16 protein-coding genes and 1 pseudogene are annotated in these 21,488 nt (G+C 73.4%); 11 read left to right on the top strand and 6 right to left on the bottom strand.

The features are described 5' to 3' along the window. Positions 1-200: 200 nt before the first annotated feature. The gene (locus DVA86_RS29560) at positions 201-1,478 is read left to right on the top strand and encodes a YibE/F family protein (protein WP_425470943.1); all 1,278 of its coding nucleotides are present in this window, start codon (positions 201-203) and stop codon (positions 1,476-1,478) included. On the opposite strand, the gene DVA86_RS29565 is transcribed toward DVA86_RS29560, so the two are convergent. Together DVA86_RS29565 and DVA86_RS29570 are read right to left on the bottom strand one after the other, a co-directional pair. Beyond that, positions 1,441-1,662 carry a DUF5326 family protein gene (locus DVA86_RS29565; RefSeq protein ID WP_208882914.1) on the bottom strand — a complete coding sequence of 74 codons (222 nt, stop codon included), beginning with the start codon at positions 1,660-1,662 and terminating at the stop codon, positions 1,441-1,443. The two genes, DVA86_RS29560 and DVA86_RS29565, sit on opposite strands and share 38 nt — an antisense overlap. A gap of 243 nt (positions 1,663-1,905) precedes the next feature. Beyond that, complete coding sequence (locus tag DVA86_RS29570; RefSeq protein ID WP_208882915.1) at positions 1,906-2,223, bottom strand: cupin domain-containing protein; 318 nt, start codon at positions 2,221-2,223, stop codon at positions 1,906-1,908. 42 nt (positions 2,224-2,265) lie between these two features. On the opposite strand from DVA86_RS29570, the gene DVA86_RS29575 reads away from it, so the two are divergent. The 5 genes from DVA86_RS29575 to DVA86_RS29595 all read left to right on the top strand — a co-directional run bounded on the left by DVA86_RS29575 (position 2,266) and on the right by DVA86_RS29595 (position 6,855). Continuing rightward, positions 2,266-2,643: a phage holin family protein gene (locus DVA86_RS29575; protein WP_208882917.1), complete on the top strand. Its 378-nt coding sequence runs from the start codon at positions 2,266-2,268 to the stop codon at positions 2,641-2,643. A gap of 143 nt (positions 2,644-2,786) precedes the next feature. Then, the gene (locus tag DVA86_RS29580; RefSeq protein ID WP_245997777.1) at positions 2,787-3,329 is read left to right on the top strand and encodes a low molecular weight protein-tyrosine-phosphatase; all 543 of its coding nucleotides are present in this window, start codon (positions 2,787-2,789) and stop codon (positions 3,327-3,329) included. Between the two features lie 11 nt (positions 3,330-3,340). After that, entirely contained in the window at positions 3,341-4,273 is a 933-nt protein-coding gene (locus tag DVA86_RS29585) for a fructosamine kinase family protein (RefSeq protein WP_208882921.1), read from the top strand. An 85-nt stretch (positions 4,274-4,358) separates the two neighbouring features. Beyond that, positions 4,359-5,528 (top strand): cystathionine gamma-lyase, encoded by a 1,170-nt coding sequence (locus DVA86_RS29590; RefSeq protein ID WP_208882923.1) that lies wholly within the window; start codon positions 4,359-4,361, stop codon positions 5,526-5,528. 124 nt (positions 5,529-5,652) lie between these two features. Beyond that, the gene (locus DVA86_RS29595; RefSeq protein ID WP_208882925.1) at positions 5,653-6,855 is read left to right on the top strand and encodes an LCP family protein; all 1,203 of its coding nucleotides are present in this window, start codon (positions 5,653-5,655) and stop codon (positions 6,853-6,855) included. A 120-nt stretch (positions 6,856-6,975) separates the two neighbouring features. Here DVA86_RS29595 and DVA86_RS29600 read toward each other — a convergent pair whose 3' ends face one another. From DVA86_RS29600 to DVA86_RS29610, 3 genes are all read right to left on the bottom strand, one after another. Further along, positions 6,976-7,965 (bottom strand): hypothetical protein, encoded by a 990-nt coding sequence (locus DVA86_RS29600; RefSeq protein WP_425470944.1) that lies wholly within the window; start codon positions 7,963-7,965, stop codon positions 6,976-6,978. A 171-nt stretch (positions 7,966-8,136) separates the two neighbouring features. Further along, positions 8,137-9,384, bottom strand: a complete 1,248-nt coding sequence (locus DVA86_RS29605) for a metallophosphoesterase (protein WP_208882929.1) — start codon at positions 9,382-9,384, stop codon at positions 8,137-8,139. 350 nt (positions 9,385-9,734) lie between these two features. After that, a complete protein-coding gene (locus tag DVA86_RS29610; protein WP_208882931.1) occupies positions 9,735-10,862 on the bottom strand; it encodes a LacI family DNA-binding transcriptional regulator in 1,128 nt (375 codons plus the stop codon). Between the two features lie 322 nt (positions 10,863-11,184). On the opposite strand from DVA86_RS29610, the gene hisC reads away from it, so the two are divergent. The 5 genes from hisC (at position 11,185) to DVA86_RS29635 (ending at position 20,564) form a co-directional block, all read left to right on the top strand. Beyond that, entirely contained in the window at positions 11,185-12,264 is a 1,080-nt protein-coding gene (gene hisC, locus DVA86_RS29615; protein WP_208882932.1) for a histidinol-phosphate transaminase, read from the top strand. A 296-nt stretch (positions 12,265-12,560) separates the two neighbouring features. After that, positions 12,561-14,108, top strand: coding sequence for a cytochrome ubiquinol oxidase subunit I (locus DVA86_RS29620; protein WP_245997336.1), 1,548 nt, complete (start codon positions 12,561-12,563; stop codon positions 14,106-14,108). A gap of 16 nt (positions 14,109-14,124) precedes the next feature. Beyond that, the gene (gene cydB, locus DVA86_RS29625) at positions 14,125-15,126 is read left to right on the top strand and encodes a cytochrome d ubiquinol oxidase subunit II (protein WP_208882936.1); all 1,002 of its coding nucleotides are present in this window, start codon (positions 14,125-14,127) and stop codon (positions 15,124-15,126) included. A gap of 8 nt (positions 15,127-15,134) precedes the next feature. Then, positions 15,135-18,746: a thiol reductant ABC exporter subunit CydD gene (cydD, locus tag DVA86_RS29630; protein WP_208882938.1), complete on the top strand. Its 3,612-nt coding sequence runs from the start codon at positions 15,135-15,137 to the stop codon at positions 18,744-18,746. A gap of 54 nt (positions 18,747-18,800) precedes the next feature. Continuing rightward, a complete protein-coding gene (locus DVA86_RS29635) occupies positions 18,801-20,564 on the top strand; it encodes a GAF domain-containing sensor histidine kinase (RefSeq protein ID WP_208882940.1) in 1,764 nt (587 codons plus the stop codon). A gap of 11 nt (positions 20,565-20,575) precedes the next feature. On the opposite strand, the pseudogene DVA86_RS29640 reads toward DVA86_RS29635, so the two are convergent. Then, a pseudogene (locus DVA86_RS29640) lies at positions 20,576-21,403 on the bottom strand (HAD family hydrolase); the annotation flags it as partial. Between the last annotated feature and the right edge of the window lie 85 nt (positions 21,404-21,488).

Here is a 21,488-nt window from a genome sequence, read left to right on the forward strand (position 1 = left end):
AAGGCGGCCAGGGAAGCCAGGGCGGCCAAGGCGGCCAGGGCGGTCACGGTCCCGGCGGCGGCCACGGCTCCGGTCACGGCCCCGGCGGCCACGGCGGGCACGGCCACTCCCACGGCGGCCCCGCCGCCCCCGTCTCCCGCCATCTGCGCAAGGTCATCGCGGCCGTCCTCATCCCGTTCGCCACCGCCGTCGCCGTCGGCATGCTCGTGCTGTGGCCCGGCGACGCGCAGCACAGCGGCGGGCCGAGCGGTGTCGGCTTCGACCGTCCGACGTTCGACGCGCGCGTCACCGCCGTGAAGGAGGTGGACTGCGAGGACGTCAACGCCCAGCCGCAGCAGCCCCCGCCCGGCCAGGAGCCGCAGGGCCAGCCCGGTCAGAACCAGGGCGGCAAGCGCCCCTGCCAGAAGGCGACCGTGGAGGTGACGAGCGGCAAGGACAAGGGGCACACGTTCACGGAGATCGTCACTCCGGACGCCACCCGCACCTACAGCACGGGCCAGGACGTGGTCGTCGCGTACGCCGAGAAGGCACCGCGCGATCTGCAGTACAGCGTGATCGACGTGGACCGTACGTTCCCGATGCTGCTGCTCGCCGGGATCTTCGCGCTGGTGGTGGTGCTGGTCGGACGGTTGCGCGGGGTGCTGGCGCTGGTCGGTCTCGCGGTGAGCTTCGGGGTGCTTACGCTGTTCATCCTGCCCGCGATACTCGAAGGCTCGAATCCGCTGGTGGTGGCGGTCGTCGGGGGCAGCGCGATCATGCTGGCGACGCTGTACCTGTGCCACGGGCTGTCGGCGCGCACGTCCGTCGCGGCGCTGGGCACGCTGTCGTCGCTGCTACTGATCGGGCTGCTCGGCTCGCTGTTCATCGGCTGGGCGGAGCTCACGGGCAACACGGACGACCAGACCGGCCTCGTACACGGCCTCTACCCGGACATCGAGATCCAGGGGCTGCTGCTGGCGGGCGTACTGATCGGGTCGCTCGGTGTGCTGGACGACGTGACGGTCACACAGACGTCGGCCGTGTGGGAGCTGAAGCAGGCCGATCCGACGGCCAGCCGGCGCACGCTGTACAGCGCCGCCATGCGCATCGGGCGGGACCACATCGCGTCGGTGGTGAACACGCTGGTGCTCGCGTACGCGGGTGCGGCGCTGCCGCTGCTGCTGCTGTTCACGATCGCGGAGAGCAGCGTCGGCACGGTCGCGGGCAGCGAACTGGTCGCGCAGGAGATCGTACGGACGCTGGTCGGCTCCATCGGGCTGGTCGCCTCGGTGCCGCTGACGACACTGCTGGCGGCCCTGGTGGTGTCGGCTGACCGGCACCGGGGCGCTGTCGGTCAGCCGGCCGGCGTGGCTCCGGCGGGTCAGCCGGGCCGGCCGGGCCAGACGGGCCAGACCGCTCCGGCGGGGCAAGCGGGGGCGGGTACGGCGCCGGCCGCCCCCGTCACCAGTCGCCGCGGGAAGAGGAGGAAGCCGAAGTGAACCGGCGTACGGCGTAGATCAGCCCGCCTATCACGGCGACCACGATGAGCACCTTGAAGAGCAGACCGATGAGGAAGCCGACGACGCTGGCGATCATGCTGCCGAAGACGACGAGCACGACCAGTGGCACGGCGACCCATTTCACCCACCACGGCATCGTGGCGAAGACTTCTTTTACGGCCATGAGAGCTCCCGTCGTGCTGGTGTGTGCCGCCGCGTGTGCGAAGGTCCGTCACGCGCGGCGGCACGGGCATCCGTTCTGCCCTCGATGCTAAAGCGCCGGTTGGGCGGGCGGGAGAGCGCTCAGCCCCGGTTCGTCCCTGACCGTACCCCTACGCAACCCTGATCCCGGTCGTCCGCCCTGTCCCGCGGCCGCACCTCAGCTGCACCCCGGCCGCACCTCAGCCGCCCCCGAGGAGCGCCCGCGTCACCGCTCCGGCGGCGCGAACACCACCATCACCCGCAGGTCCTCGCTGATGTGGTGGAAGCGGTGCGGCGCCCCCGCAGGCACGTACACCACGCTGCCCCGCGCGACCTGCGTCGTCTCGTCCCCCACCGTGAGCGAGCCGCGGCCGCTCACCACCAGGTACACCTCGTCCTGCGCGTGCGGCTGCTGCGGGTCCTGCTCGCCCCGGTCCAGCGCGTACAGCCCGGCCGACATGTGCCGCTCCCGCAGGAACCGCAGATACGCGCCGTCGTTCGCCGCCCGCTGCGCCTCCAGCTCCTCCAGCCGGAATGCCTTCACCCCTGCCCCCCGCTTTCCAGCGATCTCTGGAACCCTTGCGACATGACCAATTTCCTTATCAAGACACTCGCCAACGCCGGTGCGCTGGCCGTGGCGATCTGGCTGCTCAAGGACATCACCCTGACCGGGGGGGACACGGGGCGCAAGACGATCACCCTGATCGTCGTCGCGTTGATCTTCGGCCTCGTGAACTTCGTGGTCAAGCCGCTCGTGAAGCTGCTGGCCCTCCCGGTGCTGATCCTCACCCTCGGTCTGTTCACGCTGGTGATCAACGCGCTGATGCTGCTGCTCACCTCCTGGCTCGCCGACGAGGTGGACCTGAGCTTCCATGTCGAGGGCTTCGGTACGGCGGTGCTCGGCGGCCTGATCATCTCGATCGTGTCCTGGGCACTGAACATGATCCTGCCGGACAACGACTGAGGCCGTCACCGATGATGGACGGCATGGCCGACGACCGCCCCCGCACCGCCCCCGGTACCGCCCCGCGCCCCGCCGACGGCACGCGCGCCCCGCGCCCGTACCGCGTGTGCTTCGTGTGCACCGGCAACATCTGCCGCTCCCCGATGGCCGAGGCCGTCTTCCGCGCCCGGCTCGTCGACGCCGGTCTCGACGCCCTCGTGACGGTGGACAGCGCAGGCACCGGCGGCTGGCACACCGGCGACGCCGCCGACCCGCGTACGGTCGCGGTGCTGACGGCGGCCGGGTACGCGCAGCGGCACCGGGCGCGGCAGTTCACGGCGGACTGGTTCGCGGACCGCGACCTGGTGATCGCCCTGGACCGGGGGCACCAGCGGGAGCTGCGGGCCATGGCGCCGTCGCCGGAGGAGGCGGCGAAGGTGCGGCTGCTGCGCTCGTACGGCCCGGAGGCGAGCGGCGGTTCGCAGGCGTACGGCCGTGGGGGCGCCGCGCTCGACGTGCCCGACCCGTACTACGGCGGCGCGCGCGGCTTCGACGACTGCCTGGAGCTGATCGAGGCCGCCATGCCCGGTCTGCTCGCGGAGGTGGGCGACGCGGTCGGCGAACCGGCGGGCGTAACCGGCACCGACGGGCACGACGGGCACGACGGCCCCGACGGCCCCGACGGCCCCGACGGCAAGCTGGGCTGAAGGGGCGGGCGATGCGGGAGCGTGCGGACCGCAGGCAGGCCAGGGAAGTCGGGTCGCGGGCGGCCCGGGCCACCGGCAGCGGAATCCTGTCGTACGCCCTTCCCCTGGGCGGCGGCTCGATCTGCGACGCGTGGCAGATCGAACTGGGCGAGGGCGTGCACCAGAACGGCGGCCCGCACTTCACCGTCTTCGCCAAGACCCTCCCCGGCGCGCCGCCGGACTTCTTCACCGCCGAGGCCGCCGGGCTGCGCATGCTCCGCGACACCGGCACCGTGCCCGTACCGGGCGTGTACGCCGCCGAGGACGGGCTGCTCGTCCTCCGCTGGATCGACCCCGGACCGCCCACCCCCGAGCAGGCCGAACGCCTCGGCCGCGACCTCGCCGCCCTGCACGCGACGGCGGCCCCCTCGTACGGGACCCCGGGCCGCGCCGCGTACCTCGGTTCGCTGCCGCTGACCTCGCCCGACGACGGGCGTCCGGTGACGGCACCCGAGGACTGGCCCGCGTTCCACGCCGAGCACCGGCTGCTGCCGTTCCTCCGCCGCGCCGTCGACAACGGCGCCATCGAGCCCGCCGACCAGCGCTCCGTGGAACGGCTCTGCGCCGAGCTCGGCCGCGTCGCCGGTCCGCCGCAGCCGCCCGCCGTGATCCACGGCGACCTGTGGTCCGGCAACGTCCACTGGTCCGCCGAGGGCCGCGCCCACCTGATCGACCCGGCCGCGCAGGGCGGGCATCCGGAGACGGATCTGGCGCTGCTGGAGCTGTTCGGCTGCCCGCAGCTGACGCGGATTCTCGCGGCGTACGAGGAGGTGCGGCCGCTGGACGGGCGGGCCGCGCGGGTGCCGCTGCACCAGCTCCAGCACCTCCTGGTGCACGCGGCGCTGTTCGGCTCCGGTTACGGTGCACGGTGCGGAGCGGCGGCACGCGCGGCCCTCGCGGCGTGACCGGCGGCCGGCGTAACCGGTGAGACCGCACGCGGCGTGACCCGCACCGCGCCCTGCGCACCCACGTGACCTGGAGGGAACCCGTATGAGCGCCACCGCAGACGGCGACGGCACCCGCGTCGTACGGGCCGGACTGCCCGAGGAGGAGCCGTACGCGGCGCCGCTCCCCGGCCCCGTCTTCGCCGCGCACTACCACCTGCCGGGCGATCCGGCGGACGCGCCGTACTCGTACGGCCGGGACGGCAACCCCACCTGGACGGCGCTGGAGCGGGCCATCGGCGAACTGGAGGCGCCGGACGGCGACTTCGCCGACACTGTGCACACCCTCGCGTTCGCCTCCGGCATGGGCGCGATCTCCGCCGTGCTGTTCAGCCGGCTCCGCCCCGGCGACGCCGTCGTCCTGCCCTCCGACGGCTACAACCTGCTGGTCCCCGTCCGCGAACGGCTCGAGGGCTTCGGTGTCGAGGTCCGTACGGCGCCGACCGCCGGCGACGCGCAGCTGGCGGCCCTCGACGGCGCCCGCCTGCTGTGGATCGAGTCGCCGTCCAACCCCGGCCTCGACGTGTGCGACATCCGACGCCTCGCCGACGCCGCGCACGAACACGGCGCCCTCGTCGCCGTCGACAACACCCTCGCCACCCCGCTCGGGCAGCGCCCGCTCGCCCTCGGCGCCGACTTCTCCGTCGCCAGCGGCACCAAGGCGCTGACCGGGCACGGCGACGTGCTGCTCGGCTACGTCGCCTGCCGCGACCCCCGGCTCGCCGCCGACGTACGGCTGTGGCGCAAAACAGTCGGTGCGATCCCCGGCCCGATGGAGGCGTGGCTCGCGCACCGTTCCCTGGCGACGCTGGAGGTACGGACGCGGCGGCAGGCGGAGAGCGCGCTCGCGCTCGCGGAGGCGCTGAGCGTACGGCCTGAGGTGCGCGACGTACGGCACCCGGGGCGGCCGGGCGACCCGGCGTACGCGCAGGCGGCGCGGCAGATGCGGCGGTTCGGGTGCGTGGTGTCGTTCACGCTGCCGGACAAGGCGTTCTGCGAGCGCTTCCTGGCGGCCCTGCGGCTGGTCGACGACGCGACCAGCTTCGGCGGCGTGCGCAGCACGGCGGAGCGGCGGGGGCGCTGGGGTGGCGACGCGGTGCCGGAGGGGTTCGTACGGCTGTCGGTCGGGCTGGAGGACGCGGCGGACCTGGTCGCGGACGTCGAACGGGCGCTGGAGCGGGCGGCGGGGGCGACGGAGGGGGCTGGGCCGGCGTAACGCGCCTGTCGAAACCTGTGGTTGTCGGATGTGTCCGGCAGAGTACGGTCTTCCCCGGACAAGAAGCGTGCACGATACGACCGTTCGGCGCCGGAATAAGCCAATGTGGCGGCACAATGCGCGCATGACAGACACGCATCCGGGCTCCGAGACCCCCGTCACCGCACCCGAGGTCCCCGTCACCGCACCCGAGCCCACCGCCGCCGGAACCGGAACGGACGGCGGAAGCGGAGACGGAACGGGCGACGGAACCGGAGACGGAACCGGCGACGGAACCACCCCCGTGCACCACGCCCGGCCGCGCCCGCGCCGCCGAAGACGCGTCCTCCTCTGGTCCCTCATAGCCGTCCTGCTGCTCACCGGAACCGGCGCCGGCTATCTCTACTGGCGCGCGGACCGCGCCGCCGACGCCATCGACCGCATTCCAGACGCCCTGCCCGAACTGCCCGCGGACCAGCAGCCCAAGGCGACCGGCGGGCAGACGTTCCTGCTGGTCGGCGTGGACACCCGGGCCGATGTGCCGACGACGGGCGACGACGCGGAGGCCCCCGCGTGGCAGACCGGCGCGTCGCGCAGCGACACGATGATGCTGCTACACCTGGCGGCGGACCGGAAGGACGCGACCGTCGTCTCGCTCGCCCGCGACACCTGGGTCGACGTCCCCGGGCACGGCAAGGCGAAGCTCAACGCCGCCTACTCCTGGGGCGGTCCGGCGCTCGCCGTACGTACAGTGCAGGACCTCACCGGCGTACGCGTCGACCATCTCGCCGCCATCGACTGGAACGGCTTCCGCGCGCTCACCGACGCCGTCGGCGGCGTCGACATCACCGTCCCGCGCGACGTGCCGGGCCGCGCCGACGCGCCCGCCTACCGCGCCGGCACCCACCGCATGAACGGCGCGGAGGCCCTCGCCTACGTACGGGAGCGCAAGGGCCTGCCGCGCGGCGACCTCGACCGCACCAAGCGGCAGCAGAACTTCCTGCGCGCCCTGATGACCCGGGTCCTGAGCGGCGACACGTTCTCCAGCCCGAGCCGTATGAGCGGACTGCTCGACGCCATCGGCGGCGTCGTGAGCGTGGACGACAAGCTCACCAACCGGGGACTGTACGACCTGGCCTGGAGCCTGCGCGGACTGCGCGGCTCCCATGTGAACTTCATGAACGCGCCGTTCGGCGGCTTCGACTCCGTCGACGGGCAGTCGGTGGTGCTGCTCGACAGGAAGCGGGCTGCCCCGCTCTGGCAGGCCATCCGCGACGACGACGTGGCGGGCTACCTCGAAGCGCACCCGCCGTCCGACGAGTTGGGCACCACCGACCCGGTGCGCTGACGGCGGCGCGGGGGCGCGCGGCGTACGTACGAAGGCGGGGCGTACGACAGCGGGGCGTACGGCACAGCGGGGCGCGCGGGCGCGGCGTACGGAAGCGTGCCGTACGCGGCGGCCCCGCCGTCACTCCGGCTTGTGCTCCGGTCCGCCGTAGTCCGGGCTGGAGTAGTCGGGGCTGGAGAAGCGCGGGCGGGTCGTCGTGTCCGTCTCTCCCGGGCCCCTGCTGGCCGGACTGGAGTAGTCCGGATGGGAGTAGCCGAGCCGCGGGGTGCGGTGCTCGTCCGGCGCCGGGCGGCGGCTGTCCGGGAGATACGGGTCCGGGGGCCGGGGCGGAGCCGCCAGCGGGTCGGCGAGCGCCTCGCGCAGGAACGGTTCTACGCCCCGTTCGCGCAGTGCCGTACGCCACCCGTCCCGCGCCTTCGCGACCTCGCTCGCGAGGCCGGCGTGCGGATCGCCGTCCGCACCACTCCCCGGCGCGCCCACCGAACTCGACCCGTTGCGCAGGGCGGTGAGCAGCAGCCCGGCCATCCCGGCCAGGGCGGTGGCGGCGGCGAGCACGGCGAACGCCCAGCCCGCGTTCCGCATGGCACCTGCCACGGACGGTTCGGGCGTGAGCATGTGCAGGGCGTACCCGACGAGCAGGAAGATGACGGCGGCGGCCCCGGCCAGCAGCGGTGCCAGCACGGAAACGACCGCGACGACGCCCGCCCCGGCCGTATCGGTGAGGCCCGCGGTCATCGCGCCCGCGAGGCCGAGTCCCGCCGCGCCGGCTTCCCGGCGGTCGCCGGCACCACCCTCCCGCCCGCCGCCCGCCGGATCCGTACCGGAGGCCGAACCGGAAGCGGACGCGGAGCCGGAACCGGAGGCGGGCGAGGGCGCGTTGGCGTCCCGCCGCAGCTCCTCGCGCAGGGCCACGAAATGCTCGTACTCGGCGGCGGCGCACGCCGCGATGGGCACGGCGGCGGCCAGGGCCATCGTGCGCAGCTGTTCGGTGTTGAGCCGCTGTCCGGCGGTCGTCGCACCCGGACGGCGCTGTGCGGTGCGCAGCGCTTCATCGAGGACCCGCTCGAACTCGGGCCGGTCCTCGACCAGCAGTTGCGGAGCGCTGTTCATGTGCATCCCCCGATGCTCCGTAGGGCCGTAGGGCCGCGCTGTCGGTTGTCGACGCAGAAACGGAGGGGAGCTCGCTACGGCAGGACCGATGTTAGAGCGCCTTTGGTGCGGCGTGACAGGGTGTTTGCGGAAATTACTCCCGCACCGACAAGTCCAGGGGACGCCTCCGAGCTACATCTGCCCGCCGACTGGCCTTTCAGCCAGGGGGAGTTGGGTGACCAGTAGCTTTCCGGCCATGGTCACTCCGCCGTCCATCGCGACCGCGAGCCCGTCGGCGTACACGTGCGGCCCGGTGACGTTCGGCGCGCTGTCGTCGTCCTCGCTGCCCACCTCGCCCAGCAGATACGGGATCGGGCTGTGGCCGTGCACGATCCGCTCGCCGCCGAACGTGTCCAGGAGCCGGCGCGCGGCGGTCGCCCCGGAGCCCTCCTCGCGGAACGCGAACCGCTTGGTGAACTTGCGGAACAGGTCCCAGGTCTCCTCCGCGTCGTTCCGCTGGAGGGCCACGGTGATGGCGTCGTTGACCGACTCGATCGTGTCGCCGTAGTCGAGATAGCAGGTCGCGTCCGAGTGCAGCAGCAGATGCCCGTCGGCGACCGCCATGGCGTCCAGCCGCGACATCCACTGGATGTGGTGGTCCTGCAGCCGCTCCATGTCGGTGCGCTGGCCGCCGTTGAGCAGCCACGCGGCCTGGAAGGAGGCCGTGCCCGCGCCGGAGTTGACCGGCGTCTCGCCGAACCGCTTCGCGCCGATGAGCAGCAGCTCGTGATTGCCCATCAGGGCCTTGCAGTAGCCGCCGGCCGCCGCGGCCTCGGCGGACAGGTTCATCACCAGCTCGATGACGCCGATGCCGTCCGGGCCCCGGTCGGTGAAGTCACCGAGGAACCACAGCCGCGCGTTGCCAGCCTGCCAGTGGTCGTCCGCGTCGATCAGCCCGGCGCCGAGCAGCGCGGCACGCAGCTCGTCCAGATAGCCGTGCACGTCACCGACGACGTACAGCGGGCCCTCGCCCTGCGCCCCCGGCGTGGGCGCCGGTTCGGGCGCCGGCGTGTCCACGAGCGTGCGCTCCCCCAGGGGCGCGCGGCTGCCGATCACCGGCAGATCGCGCTCCGTCGGCGTGTACCCGTCCGGGTCCGGGGCCGGCTCGGCCACCCCGGGCGGACCGGGCGCGGTACCCGGGCCGGGCACGGGGCCGGTGCCGGGCACGCCGGTGCCCGGACGGGCAGGCGGCGGCGGAACGGGCGGGGTTACGGGCGCGGGCGGCCGCACGGCCGGGTGCGCCGCGGGCTGCACGGGGCCCGTCGGCTGTACGGGAGGTTGTGCGGGCGGCGGCGCGGGCGGGGTGTTGCGCGCCCGGAGCGGGTCGGCACTCGCCCCTTCGTGCCACACGTCGGGTCCCTGACCGGCCCCCTGAGTCATAGACCCCTCCACCACTTTGCGCTGCCGTGCACCTGCCGGACGCTGCCCTGGTCGGGAGGCGGACCCGGTGTCGTTCACCCATCATAGGAATGCTGGTCGGGGCTTGTGACGCACCTGGGGGGTGGCAATTGACTCGAGTGCCGGATGGGCCGGCCAAACGTCCCGATTTCATCGGTTTCGAGAGCGCTCCGCGTGACGCGCCCGTGCCGGCCTGGAGCACGTTTGAGACACGCTGCCCGAGCCGCCGCCTGAGCCGCAGTGCCGAACCCCGGTGCCTGAACCCCAGCGCCGAACCCCGGTGCCCGAGCCACGGTTGAGCCCCGGTGCGCGAGCCATACCGCGTACCAAGCCTACTCGGGCGGCAGCGGACGCGGCGCACTGACCGTGGTCCGTACGGGCCGCCGCTGCGAACTCGTCCGCACGATCAGGTCCGTCGGCATCACCTGCTCGACGGGCCGGCCGCTGCCGGTCCCCTCGATGGCGTCGATCAGCAGCTGGATCACCGTGTTCCCGATCCGCCCCGGCTTCAGGGACAGCGTGGTGATCGGCGGTTCCGTGCTCGCGTACACCGTCGACTCGCTGCAGCAGACGAGCAGCAGATCGTCCGGCACCCGCATGCCGTACCGGCGGGCGGCGGCGAGCAGGTCGGTGCCGTTCGGGTCGAACAGCCCGTACACCGCGTCCGGCCGGTCCGGGCGCGCCAGCAGCCGGTCGGCGGCCACGGCGCCCGCACACGGGTCGTGTGCCGGATACGCCTCGACCACCGGGTCCTGCCCGACCCGCTCGCACCAGTCCAGATACGCGCTGGTGGACAACCGTGTGTACGTGTCCGTACTGGTCCCGGTCAGCAGCCCGATACGGCGGGCGCCGGACTCCGCGAGATGGTCGAGGAGTCCCCGCACGGCCGCCTCGTGGTCGTTGTCCACCCAGGCCGTCACCGGCAGCGAACCCGCCGGCCGCCCGTCCGAGACCACGGGGATGCCGGAGCGCACGAGCTCGGTCACGACCGGGTCGTGGTCGGACGGGTCGATGACGACGGTGCCGTCAAGGGCCACGTTCGACCAGATGTCGAAAGCGCTGTGCCGCGAGGTCGCGGGCAGGATGACCAGCGCGTACCCGCGCGCGAGCGCGGCCGAGGTGGCGGCGCGCGCCATCTCGGCGAAATAGGCGAACTCCGTGAAGGTGAACGGTTCTTCGCCGTACGTGGTGACCGTGAGCCCGATGAGTCCGGACTTGCCTGTGCGCAGCGTGCGCGCGGCGGCGGACGGCCGGTATCCCAGCCGCTCGGCCACCGCGCGGACATGACTGCGCGTGGCGTCGGGCAGCCGCCCTTTGCCGTTGAGCGCGTCGGAGACAGTCGTGATGGAGACACCGGCGGCGGCGGCAACGTCACGGATGCCCGCTCGCCCGTTCAGCCGACTCCCCGCCGGGGGGTTGGCGGCTGTCCGGCTCACCTGATGCTTCTCTGCTGCTGTCATGGCGACCCGATCGTAGGCCCGCAGGAGTGTGTTCGCGGGGACGTACAAGCAAAGGTGGGCAGGCACGATTCTGCATGACACACATGCCCTAACGGCCTTGGATTTTCCGGTAGTTGTCCTGTTCGCTGAGCGGATCATCCCAGATGGGGCCAGTTGCACCCGCAGAATCAGCCAGGTTTCGAACGGGTCACAACTCACCTTGACGAGCGATGCGCGCCACGGCGCACGCCACCGGCGCACAGTTGTGGGCGAACGCACCCCCTCCACGCCCGTGAATCCTCTTAAGGTGTGCAGTATTCGACCGATCCGAGGAGGCAGCCACATGTCCGAGAACATTCCGAAGCTCCGCGCCGCGCTGGACGGCATGCCCTCCTACAAGCCCGGCAAGCGGAACACCGGTGACGGCCCCACCGCGTACAAGCTGTCCTCCAACGAGAACCCCTTCCCGCCGCTGCCCGGCGTCCTCGAGTCCGTGACCGGCGCCGCCGGCTCCTTCAACCGCTACCCCGACATGGCTTGCGCCGCCCTGCTCAACGAGCTGGCCGACCGTTTCGAGGTGCCCGTCGAACACGTGGCCACCGGCACTGGATCGGTCGGTGTGGCACAGCAGTTGCTGCAGGCCACGGCGGGCCCGGGAGACGAGGTGGTGTACGCGTGGCGGTCCTTCGAGGCGTACCCGATCATCACCCAGATCTCCGGCGCCACCTCCGTACGGGTGCCGCTGACCGAGGGCGAGGAGCACGACCTGGACGCCATGGCGGACGCGGTCACCGACCGCACCCGCCTCGTCTTCGTCTGCAACCCCAACAACCCCACCGGCGTCGCCATCCCCGGCGCCGACCTGGAACGCTTCCTCGACCGCGTCCCCCGCGACGTCCTCGTCGTCCTCGACGAGGCGTACCGCGAGTTCGTGCGGGACGACCGCGTCGTCGACGGCCTCCGGCTCTACCGCGACCGCCCCAACGTGTGCGTGCTGCGCACCTTCTCCAAGGCGTACGGGCTCGCCGGGCTGCGCGTCGGCTTCGCCGTCGCGCACGAGCCGGTCGCGGCGGCCCTGCGCAAGACGGCCGTGCCGTTCGGCGTCAGCCAGCTCGCCCAGGACGCGGCCGTCGCCTCGCTGCGCAGCGAGGACGCCCTGCTGCAACGCGTCGACGCGCTCGTCGCCGAGCGCACCCGCGTCTTCCGCCGGCTCCGCGACCAGGGCTGGACGGTGCCGGAAACCCAGGCCAACTTCGTCTGGCTGCGCCTCGGCGACCGCACGACGGACTTCGCGGCGGCCTGCGAACAGGCCGGCGTGATCATCCGCCCCTTCGCGGGCGAGGGTGTCCGCGTCACGGTCGGTGAGCCGGAGGCCAACGACATCTTCCTGCAGACGGCTGAAACCTTCCGTAAATCGCTGTAGCGCTGGGCGCTCTGCCTGAGCCGTACGCACCACTGCGGGCGCCCGCGCATTCCGCCGAACCCTCGCCGTCGCGGCGCACCGCCGCGGCGGCGGGAGGAACGGCGCGGCAGCCCAGGTCAGAGGGCAGCGTCACGGCCGTGGCACCGGCGGCGGCGGGGAGGGGCGGGCAGCCCGGGGGCAGAGCCCCCCGGGGGAAAGGGGACCCCCGTGTATCGGGCGAAACCCCCTCCTGCATAATGGCTTGTGAATGTGAACTCATTCACAAGCAACACGCACGCGCCGAAGGAGACCACCCCGTGGACCACCTCGCTCTGGCGCCGGAGACCCTGGCGCGATGGCAGTTCGGCATCACCACCGTCTACCACTTCCTCTTCGTCCCCCTGACGATCTCGCTGGCGGCCCTCACCGCCGTGCTGGAGACCGCGTGGGTGCGCACGGGCAAGGACACGTACCTGCGTGCCACCAAGTTCTGGGGCAAGCTGTTCCTGATCAACATCGCGATGGGCGTCGTCACGGGCATCGTGCAGGAGTTCCAGTTCGGGATGAACTGGTCGGACTACTCCCGCTTCGTCGGTGACGTCTTCGGCGCACCGCTCGCGTTCGAGGCGCTGATCGCGTTCTTCTTCGAGTCCACGTTCATCGGTCTGTGGATCTTCGGCTGGGACAAGCTGCCGAAGAGGATCCACCTGGCGTGCATATGGACGGTCTCCGTCGGCACCGTGCTGTCCGCGTACTTCATCCTGGCCGCCAACTCCTGGATGCAGCACCCCGTCGGCTACCGCATCGACAAGGCGTCCGGCCGGGCCGAGCTCACCGACTTCTGGGCGGTGCTCACCCAGGACACCACCCTCGTCGTGGTCTTCCACACCCTCACCGCCGCCTTCGTCGCGGGCGGCGCGTTCATGGTGGGGATCTCCGCGTACCACCTGCTGCGCAGGAAGCACGTCGCCGTGATGCGGACCTCGCTCCGGCTCGGGCTGGTCACCCTGGTCGCCGCCGGGGCGCTCACCGCCGTGAGCGGTGACCAGCTGTCGAAGGTGATGTTCAAGCAGCAGCCGATGAAGATGGCGGCGGCCGAGGCGCTGTGGGACTCGGAGTCCCCGGCGCCGTTCTCGATCTTCGCGTACGGCGATGTGGAGAAGGGCCACAACACCGTCGCCGTCCAGGTGCCCGGCCTGCTCTCGTTCCTCGCCGACGGCAACTTCGACTCCGAGGTCCCCGGCATCAACGACGTCAACGAGGCCGAGCAGCGCGCGTACGGGCCCGGCGACTACCGCCCCAACATCCCCGTCGCGTACTGGGGTTTCCGCTGGATGATCGGCTTCGGCATGACCTCCGTCGCCCTCGGCGCCGCCGGGCTGTGGCTGACCCGCAGGAAGCTGTGGCTCGCCGACCGGCTCCGTACGGGCGCGGACGAGGTGCCGCGGCTCGCGCTCACCAAGCACCGGGAGCTGGGGCCGACGCTCACGACCTGGTACTGGCGGGTGTCGTTCCTCACCCTCACCTTCCCGCTGATCGCCAGCTCGTGGGGCTGGATCTTCACGGAGATGGGCCGTCAGCCGTGGGTCGTGTACGGGGTGCTGCGCACGCGGGACGCCGTCTCGCCGGGGGTGACGCAGGCGGAGGTGATCATCTCGATGTCCGTGTTCACGCTGCTGTACGCGGTGCTGGCCGTGATCGAGGTGCGGCTGCTCGCGAAGTACGTCAAGGCCGGGCCGCCCGAGCTGACCGACGCGGACCGGAACCCGCCCACCCGTATCGGCGGACCGCCCGGCTCCGGCACGGACGCGGACGCGGACGCGGAGGCGGACGACGCCGACCGCCCGATGGCCTTCTCCTACTGAGCCCGAGGAGCGCGAGATGGAACTGCACGATGTCTGGTTCGTCCTCATCGCCGTCCTCTGGACCGGCTACTTCTTCCTGGAAGGCTTCGACTTCGGGGTCGGCGTCCTCACCAGGCTGCTCGCCCGCGACCGCCGTGAGCGGCGCGTCCTGATCAACACCATCGGCCCGGTCTGGGACGGCAACGAGGTGTGGCTGCTCAGCGCGGGCGGCGCCACGTTCGCGGCGTTCCCCGACTGGTACGCCACCCTCTTCTCCGGCTTCTACCTGCCGCTGCTGCTCATCCTGGTCTGCCTCATCGTGCGCGGTGTCGCCTTCGAGTACCGCGCGAAGCGCCCCGAGGAGAGCTGGCAGCGCAACTGGGAGCACGCCATCTTCTGGTGCTCGCTGCTGCCCGCGTTCCTGTGGGGCGTGGCGTTCGGGAACATCGTGCACGGGGTGGAGATCGGCCGGGACAAGGAGTACGCGGGCAGCCTGCTGGACCTGCTCAGCCCGTACGCGCTGCTCGGCGGTCTGGTGACGCTCAGCCTCTTCACGTTCCACGGCGCCGTGTTCACCGCGCTGAAGACCGTGGGGGACATCCGCGTACGGGCGCGCCGGCTGGCCACCGTGCTCGGCTGCGTCGCCCTGGCACTCGCGCTCGGGTTCCTCGGCTGGACGCAGGCGGACCGTGGCGACTCCGGCAGCCTCGCCACGGCGGCCGTCGCCGCGCTCGCCCTGGCCGCGGCCGTCGCGGCGAACGTACGGGGGCGTGAGGGCTGGTCGTTCGCGTTCTCCGGGCTGACGGTGGTGGCGGTCACGGCGACGCTGTTCCTGACGCTGTTCCCGGACGTCATGCCGTCCACGCTGAACCCCGACTGGAGCCTGACGGTCAGCAACGCCTCGTCGAGCCCGTACACGTTGAAGATCATGACGTGGTGCGCCGGGATCGCCGCTCCCGTGGTGGTGCTCTACCAGGGCTGGACGTACTGGGTGTTCCGCAAGCGCATAGGTACCCAGCACATCGCCGAGAGTCACTGAGGTTTCACGTGAAACCCGTCGACCCCCGGCTGCTCCGGTACGCGCGCGCCACCCGGTTCTTCCTGCTGGCCGGCGTGGCGCTCGGGCTGGCCGGCGCGTGCCTGGTCATCGCGCAGGCGATGCTGATCGCCGAAGTCGTCGTCGGCGCCTTCGAGTCCGGCGACACGGCGGCGGACCTGCGCGGGCCGCTGCTCCTGCTGGCGGCCGTCGCGCTGGGCCGCGCGCTCGTCGCCTGGCTCACCGAACTCGCCGCGCACCGGGCCGGCGCCGCCGTCAAGTCCGAGCTGCGGATACGGCTGCTGCGGCACGCCACGGCCCTCGGCCCCGCCTGGCTGGGCGGCCGTCGCAGCGGCGAACTCACCGCCCTGGCCACGCGCGGCATCGACGCCCTCGACGACTACTTCGCCCGCTATCTGCCGCAACTCGGGCTGGCCGTCGTCGTACCGGTGGCGGTGCTCGCCCGCATCGTCTGGTCCGACTGGATCTCCGCGCTGACGATCGCGGTGACGCTGCCGCTGATCCCCGTGTTCATGATCCTCATCGGCTGGGCCACCCAGCACCGCATGGACCGCCAGTGGCGGCTGCTGGCCCGGCTGTCCGGGCACTTCCTCGACGTCGTCGCGGGGCTGCCCACGCTGAAGGTCTTCGGGCGGGCGAAGGCGCAGGCCGAGAACATCCGCGCCATCACCGCCGACTACCGGCGCGCGACCCTGCGCACCCTGCGGATCGCGTTCCTGTCCGCTTTCGCCTTGGAGCTGCTGGCCACGATCTCCGTCGCGCTGGTCGCCGTCGGCATCGGCATGCGGCTCGTACACGGCGAACTCGACCTGTACACGGGCCTGGTGGTGCTCGTCCTTGCCCCGGAGGCGTACCTTCCGCTGCGCCAGGTCGGCGCGCAGTACCACGCGGCGGCGGAGGGGCTGGCGGCGGCGGAGCAGGTGTTCAGCGTGCTGGAGACGCCGGCGGAGCGCGGCGCGGAGAACTCGTGCGCCGGGCGGTGCGTGCCCGACGTCCGTACGGCCGGACTGGCGCTCGACCACGTCGCCGTACGCCACCCGGGCCGCGCGCGCGACGCGCTGCCCGAGACCAGCCTGACCGTCGCTCCCGGCGAGACCGTCGCCCTCGTCGGGCCGTCCGGCGCGGGCAAGTCCACGCTGCTGGGCGCGGTGCTGGGGTTCGTACGGCCGGCCGCGGGGCGGGTGCTCGTCGGCGGTACGGATCTGGCCGGACTGCCCCTGGGCGGCTGGCACGCGCAGATCGCCTGGGTGCCGCAGCACCCGCACCTCTTCGCCGGGACGGTGGCCGACAACGTACGCCTCGCCCGCCCCGACGCGACCGACGCGGACGTACGGGACGCGCTGCGCGCGGCGGGCGCCGACGGCCTCGCGCCGGACACCGCCCTCGGCGAGCGCGGCGCGGGCCTGTCCGCGGGCCAGGGCCAACGGGTCGCGCTGGCACGCGCGTTCCTTGCCGACCGGCCGCTGCTGCTGCTCGACGAGCCGACGGCCGCGCTCGACGGCGAGACGGAGGCGCAGGTCGTGGCCGCCATCCGGCGCCTCGCGGCCGGACGTACGGTCCTGCTGGTCGCGCACCGGCCCGCGCTGCTCGCCGTCGCCGACCGCGTCGTCGCGCTGCCGGACCCGGACGAGGCCGCCCCCGCGCCCTCCCGTGCGCCGCACGGCGCGCGCGGCTGGGGCGCGGCGGCCGCGCACGGGGAGGCGCCGGGCGCGGTGGCCGACGCGGCCCTCCCGGCGGGTGCCGAACAGGCACGGACCGGCGAGCCGTCGGCGGACGCGCCCTACGCGGAGGAGGCGGGCGGCGCGTCCCGTACGGCGCACCCGCTGGCGCGCGTACGGCGTGCGGGCCGGCCGTTCACCGGCCGTTTCGCGCTCGCGCTGCTGCTGGGGGCGCTGGCGCTGGGCAGCGCCGTCGGGCTGATGGCCACCTCCGGCTGGCTGATCTCGCGCGCCTCCCAACAGCCGCCGGTGCTCTATCTGATGGTCGCGGTGACGGCGACGCGCGCGTTCGGGATCGGGCGGGCGGTGTTCCGCTACGCGGAGCGGCTCGTGTCGCACGACGCCGTGCTCCGGGTCCTCGCGGGGCTCCGCGTCACCGTGTACCGGCGGCTCGAACGCCTCGCGCCCGTACGGCTCGCCCGCGCCCGGCGCGGTGACCTGCTGTCCCGTCTCGTCTCGGACGTCGACGCGCTCCAGGACCACTTCCTGCGCTGGCTGCTCCCCGCCGCCACGGCCGCGGTCGTCTGCACCGCCGCCGTCGCGTTCACCGGCGCGCTGCTGCCCGCGGCGGGCGCGGTGCTCGCGGTGGGCCTGCTGGCCGCCGGGGTCGGCGTACCGGCGCTCACGGGCGCCGTATCGCGGCGCACCGAACGTCAGTTGGCGCCGGCGCGCGGCGTGCTGGCCACCCGTACGGTCGACCTGCTCACCGGCACCGGCGAGCTCACGGTCGCGGGCGCGCTCCCCGCCCGTACGGAGGGCGTACGGGCGGCCGACGCGGCGCTCACCCGTATCGCCTCGCGCAGCGCGGCCCGTACGGCACTGGCCGCCGGGCTGACGGCGCTGATCACCGGGCTCACGGTGGCGGGCGCGGCCTGGGCGGGCGTACGGGCCGTGGGCGATGGGCGGCTGGACGGGGTGTGGCTGGCGCTGGTGGTGCTCACGCCGCTGGCGGCGTTCGAGGCAGTGGCCGGGCTGCCGCTCGCGGTACAGCACCGGCAGCGCACGCGCCGCGCCGCGGAGCGCCTCGACGACCTGCTGGACGAGGGCGCGGAGGCCCACGAGGACGGCTGTGGGGGCGGCACCGACGCCCCGCGCGGCGCGCCGGACGCGGCACCGGGCGCGGCGCCGCACGTCGTACTGCGCGGGGTCACCGCGCGCTATCCGGGGCAGCGGCGGCCGGCGCTCGCCGGCTTCGACCTGGACCTCCCGCCCGGCCGCCGCGTCGCCGTCGTCGGCGCCTCCGGGTCGGGCAAGTCCACGCTGGCGCAGGTCATGCTGCGCTTCCTGGACCCCGAGGCGGGCGGCTACACGCTGGATTGCGCCGACGCGACCGGGCTCGACGCGGACGCCGTACGCCGCGCGGTCGGGCTCTGCGCGCAGGACGCGCACCTCTTCGACAGCTCCCTCCGCGAGAACCTGCGGCTCGCCCGCCCCGCCGCCACCGACGGGCAGCTGCACGCGGCGCTCGCCGAGGCGCGGCTCGACGACTGGGTGCGGACCCTCCCGTACGGCCTGGACACCATGGTCGGCGAGCACGGCGCCCGCCTCTCCGGCGGCCAGCGGCAGCGCCTCGCGCTGGCACGCGCGCTCCTCGCGGGCTTCCCCGTACTGGTGCTGGACGAGCCCGCCGAGCACCTCGACCTGCGTACCGCCGACGCGCTGACCGCCGACCTGCTGGCGGTGACGGAGGGCCGTACGACGGTGCTGATCACCCACCGCCTGTACGGGCTCGAAGCCGTCGACGAGATCATCGTGCTGGACGAGGGCCGTACGGTCGAGCGCGGCACGTACGCGGAACTGGCCGCCGCGGACGGCGCTTTCCAGCGGCTGCTGGACCGCGAGGCGGAGGCGTCGGGGCTGCTCGCGGCGGGGAGCGGGGGGTGAGGGCGGGTGCCATACGCGCCGTTCCTCCTGGTTCGCCCGTATTACCCTCGCAGCATGCCCCCGACGCGCCGCGCCGCCGCCCCCTCCCCCTCCGACGTCCTCGAAGCCGGCGGGCCGGCGGAACCGCCCCGCGACCAGGCCGCGCGGCTCCCGTACCTGCTCGACGCCGTGACCGACCTCGGCACCGGCCCCGACCTGGACAGCGCACTCGCCCGCGTGGTGCGGGCCGCGGCCCGCACCACCGACTGCCGGTGCGCGGCGATCAGCCTGCACGCCGGTGAGCGGGCAGGCCCGGCGCGCTTCGTCACGTACGGCATGACCCCCGAGGAACGCGAACGGGAGCGCGCGGGCGGCGACCCGTACGGGCGGGACGGCAGGCTCGACGCCCCGGTGACGGTGGACGGGGAGCGCGTCGGCACCTTCACCCTCGCCGGGAAGCACGGGGGCGGGCACGTGGGCGAGCACGGGGGCGGACGCGCTGCCGGTGGCGCGTTCACCGGCAACGACGTCCTGTTGCTCCGGCTCCTCGCCACCGAGGTGGGCAGCGCACTCCGCAACGCCCGGCTCCACGAGGCCGCGCGCCAGCGCGAACGGTGGATCGAGGGCAGCGCCGCCGTCACCACCTCCCTCCTCTCCGGCGACGCGGACAACGCCCTCGCCGTCGTCGCCGAACAGGCCCGCCGCCTCGCGGACGCCGCCGCCGGGGTCGTGCTGCTGCCGACGCCCGAACGCGGCCTGGAGATCGTCGCGGCCTCCGCCGACGACGCGCGCGGCCTCATCGGCACGGTGATGCCGCCCGACGCGGCCGTGCTGCGTGAACTGTTCGCGGGCGAGCCGGTGTTCGTCGAGGACTCCGCGAGCGACCCCCGTATGGTCACGCCCGTCGCCCGCCGCTTCGGCCCGAGCATGCTGCTCCCGCTGCGCAGCGGTGGCCGGATGATCGGCACGCTGGCGGTGCCGCGGGCGCCGGGCGCGGCACCGTTCACAGAGCCGGAGAAGACGCTCGCCACGCAGTTCGCGGCGCAGGCGGCGCTCGCGCTCGTCCTCGCGGACGCGGCGCGCGACCGGGAGCAGCTGGCCGTGTACGAGGACCGCGACCGCATCGCCCGCGACCTGCACGACCTGGTGATCCAGCGGCTGTTCGCGGCAGGCATGACGCTGCAGGGCGCGCAGCGGGAGGCGGAGCAGGCCCCGGCCGGCGGCGGTGAGGACCGTACGGACGTCCCCGCGCGGATCGGCGTCGCGCTCGACCAGCTGGACGCGACCATCGCGGAGATCCGTACCGCCATCTACGCCCTCCAGCAGGACCCCGGCGAGGCGCACGCCGGGCTCCGTACGCGCGTCCTGCGGGAGGTCGGGCTGGCGGCGGGCCCGCTCGGGTTCCGGCCGTCGGTCCGCTTCGCCGGACCCGTGGACACCCGGGTCGGCGAGGCCACGACGCGGGAACTCGTCGCCGCACTGCGGGAGGCGCTCTCGAACGCCTCCCGGCACGCGCACGCCACCCGCGTCGACGTGACGGTCGACGCCACGGTCACGCTGCTGGACGGCACGCCGGGCGTACGGCTCACCGTGGCCGACGACGGCGTCGGCATACCGCCGGACGGGCGCCGCAGCGGCCTCGCGAACCTCGCGCGGCGCGCCGAGAACCTCGGCGGCAGCGCGACCTGGGCGGTGGGACCGCCGGAGGGTGCCGGTGACGGCGGTGGTGACGGCGTCGGTACCGGGGCCGGCGTCGGTGCCGGTGCCGGTGCCGCTGCGGACGACGCGGCGTCGGGGCGTACCAGCGGCACCACCCTGACCTGGCAGGGCCGCCTCTGAGTTCGCCTCCGCTAGGCGAGCAGCCGCTCGATGACGACCGCGACGCCGTCGTCCTCGTTCGACTCCGTACGGTGCGTGGTCGCCGCCAGTACGGCCGGGTGCGCGTTGGCCATCGCGTACGACGTGCCCGCCCAGGTCAGCATCTCCAGGTCGTTCGGCATGTCACCGAACGCCACGACCTCCTCCGGCCCGATGCCCCGCTCCGCACAGCACTGCGCGAGCGTGCTCGCCTTGCTCACCCCGGGACCGCTGATCTCCAGCAGCGCGCTCGGGCTCGACCGCGTGAACTCCGCGTGCGCGCCCGCGTACGTACGGCCCAGCGTGAGGAAGTCGTCCGGATCCAGCTCCGGATGCCGCGCCAGCAGCTTCAGCAGCGGCTGATCGCCGACCGTACGGCCGTCACCGTCCACAGCCGACTCCGACAGCAGCTTCTCCACCGGAGCGATGATGCCGCCGGGGTCGAGCGGGAACTGCGGGTACTCGGGCTCGTAATGGACCCCACCGGTCCGCTCCACCGCGAAGCTCACCCCGGGCGCCGCCTCACGCAGCGCGTCCACGACCGTCAGCGCGTCGGACTGCGCCAGCGGGCGCAGCCGTACGATCTCGCCGCCCCGGTGCAGATCCACCACGGCGGCGCCGTTGGCGCAGATCGCCAGGCCGTGCCCGTGCACGTGATCACTGACGACGCCCATCCAGCGGGCCGGCCGCCCGGTGACGAAGAACACCTCGACACCGGCCGTCTCGGCGGCGGCCAGCGCCCGCACCGTACGGGTGGACACGGACTTGTCGTCGTGCAGCAGGGTGCCGTCCAGATCGGTGGCGACGAGCCGGGGGCGGGGGTTGCTGCCGCTGGCTGCTGCGGGGGCGGGAGTGGGGGCTGTCGCTTATACACCTCCTAAGGCGCCGACGTAGGCTGAGGTGTGG

Origin of the sequence: Streptomyces armeniacus (genome assembly GCF_003355155.1) — a bacterium.
GTDB classification, from domain to species: domain Bacteria; phylum Actinomycetota; class Actinomycetes; order Streptomycetales; family Streptomycetaceae; genus Streptomyces; species Streptomyces armeniacus.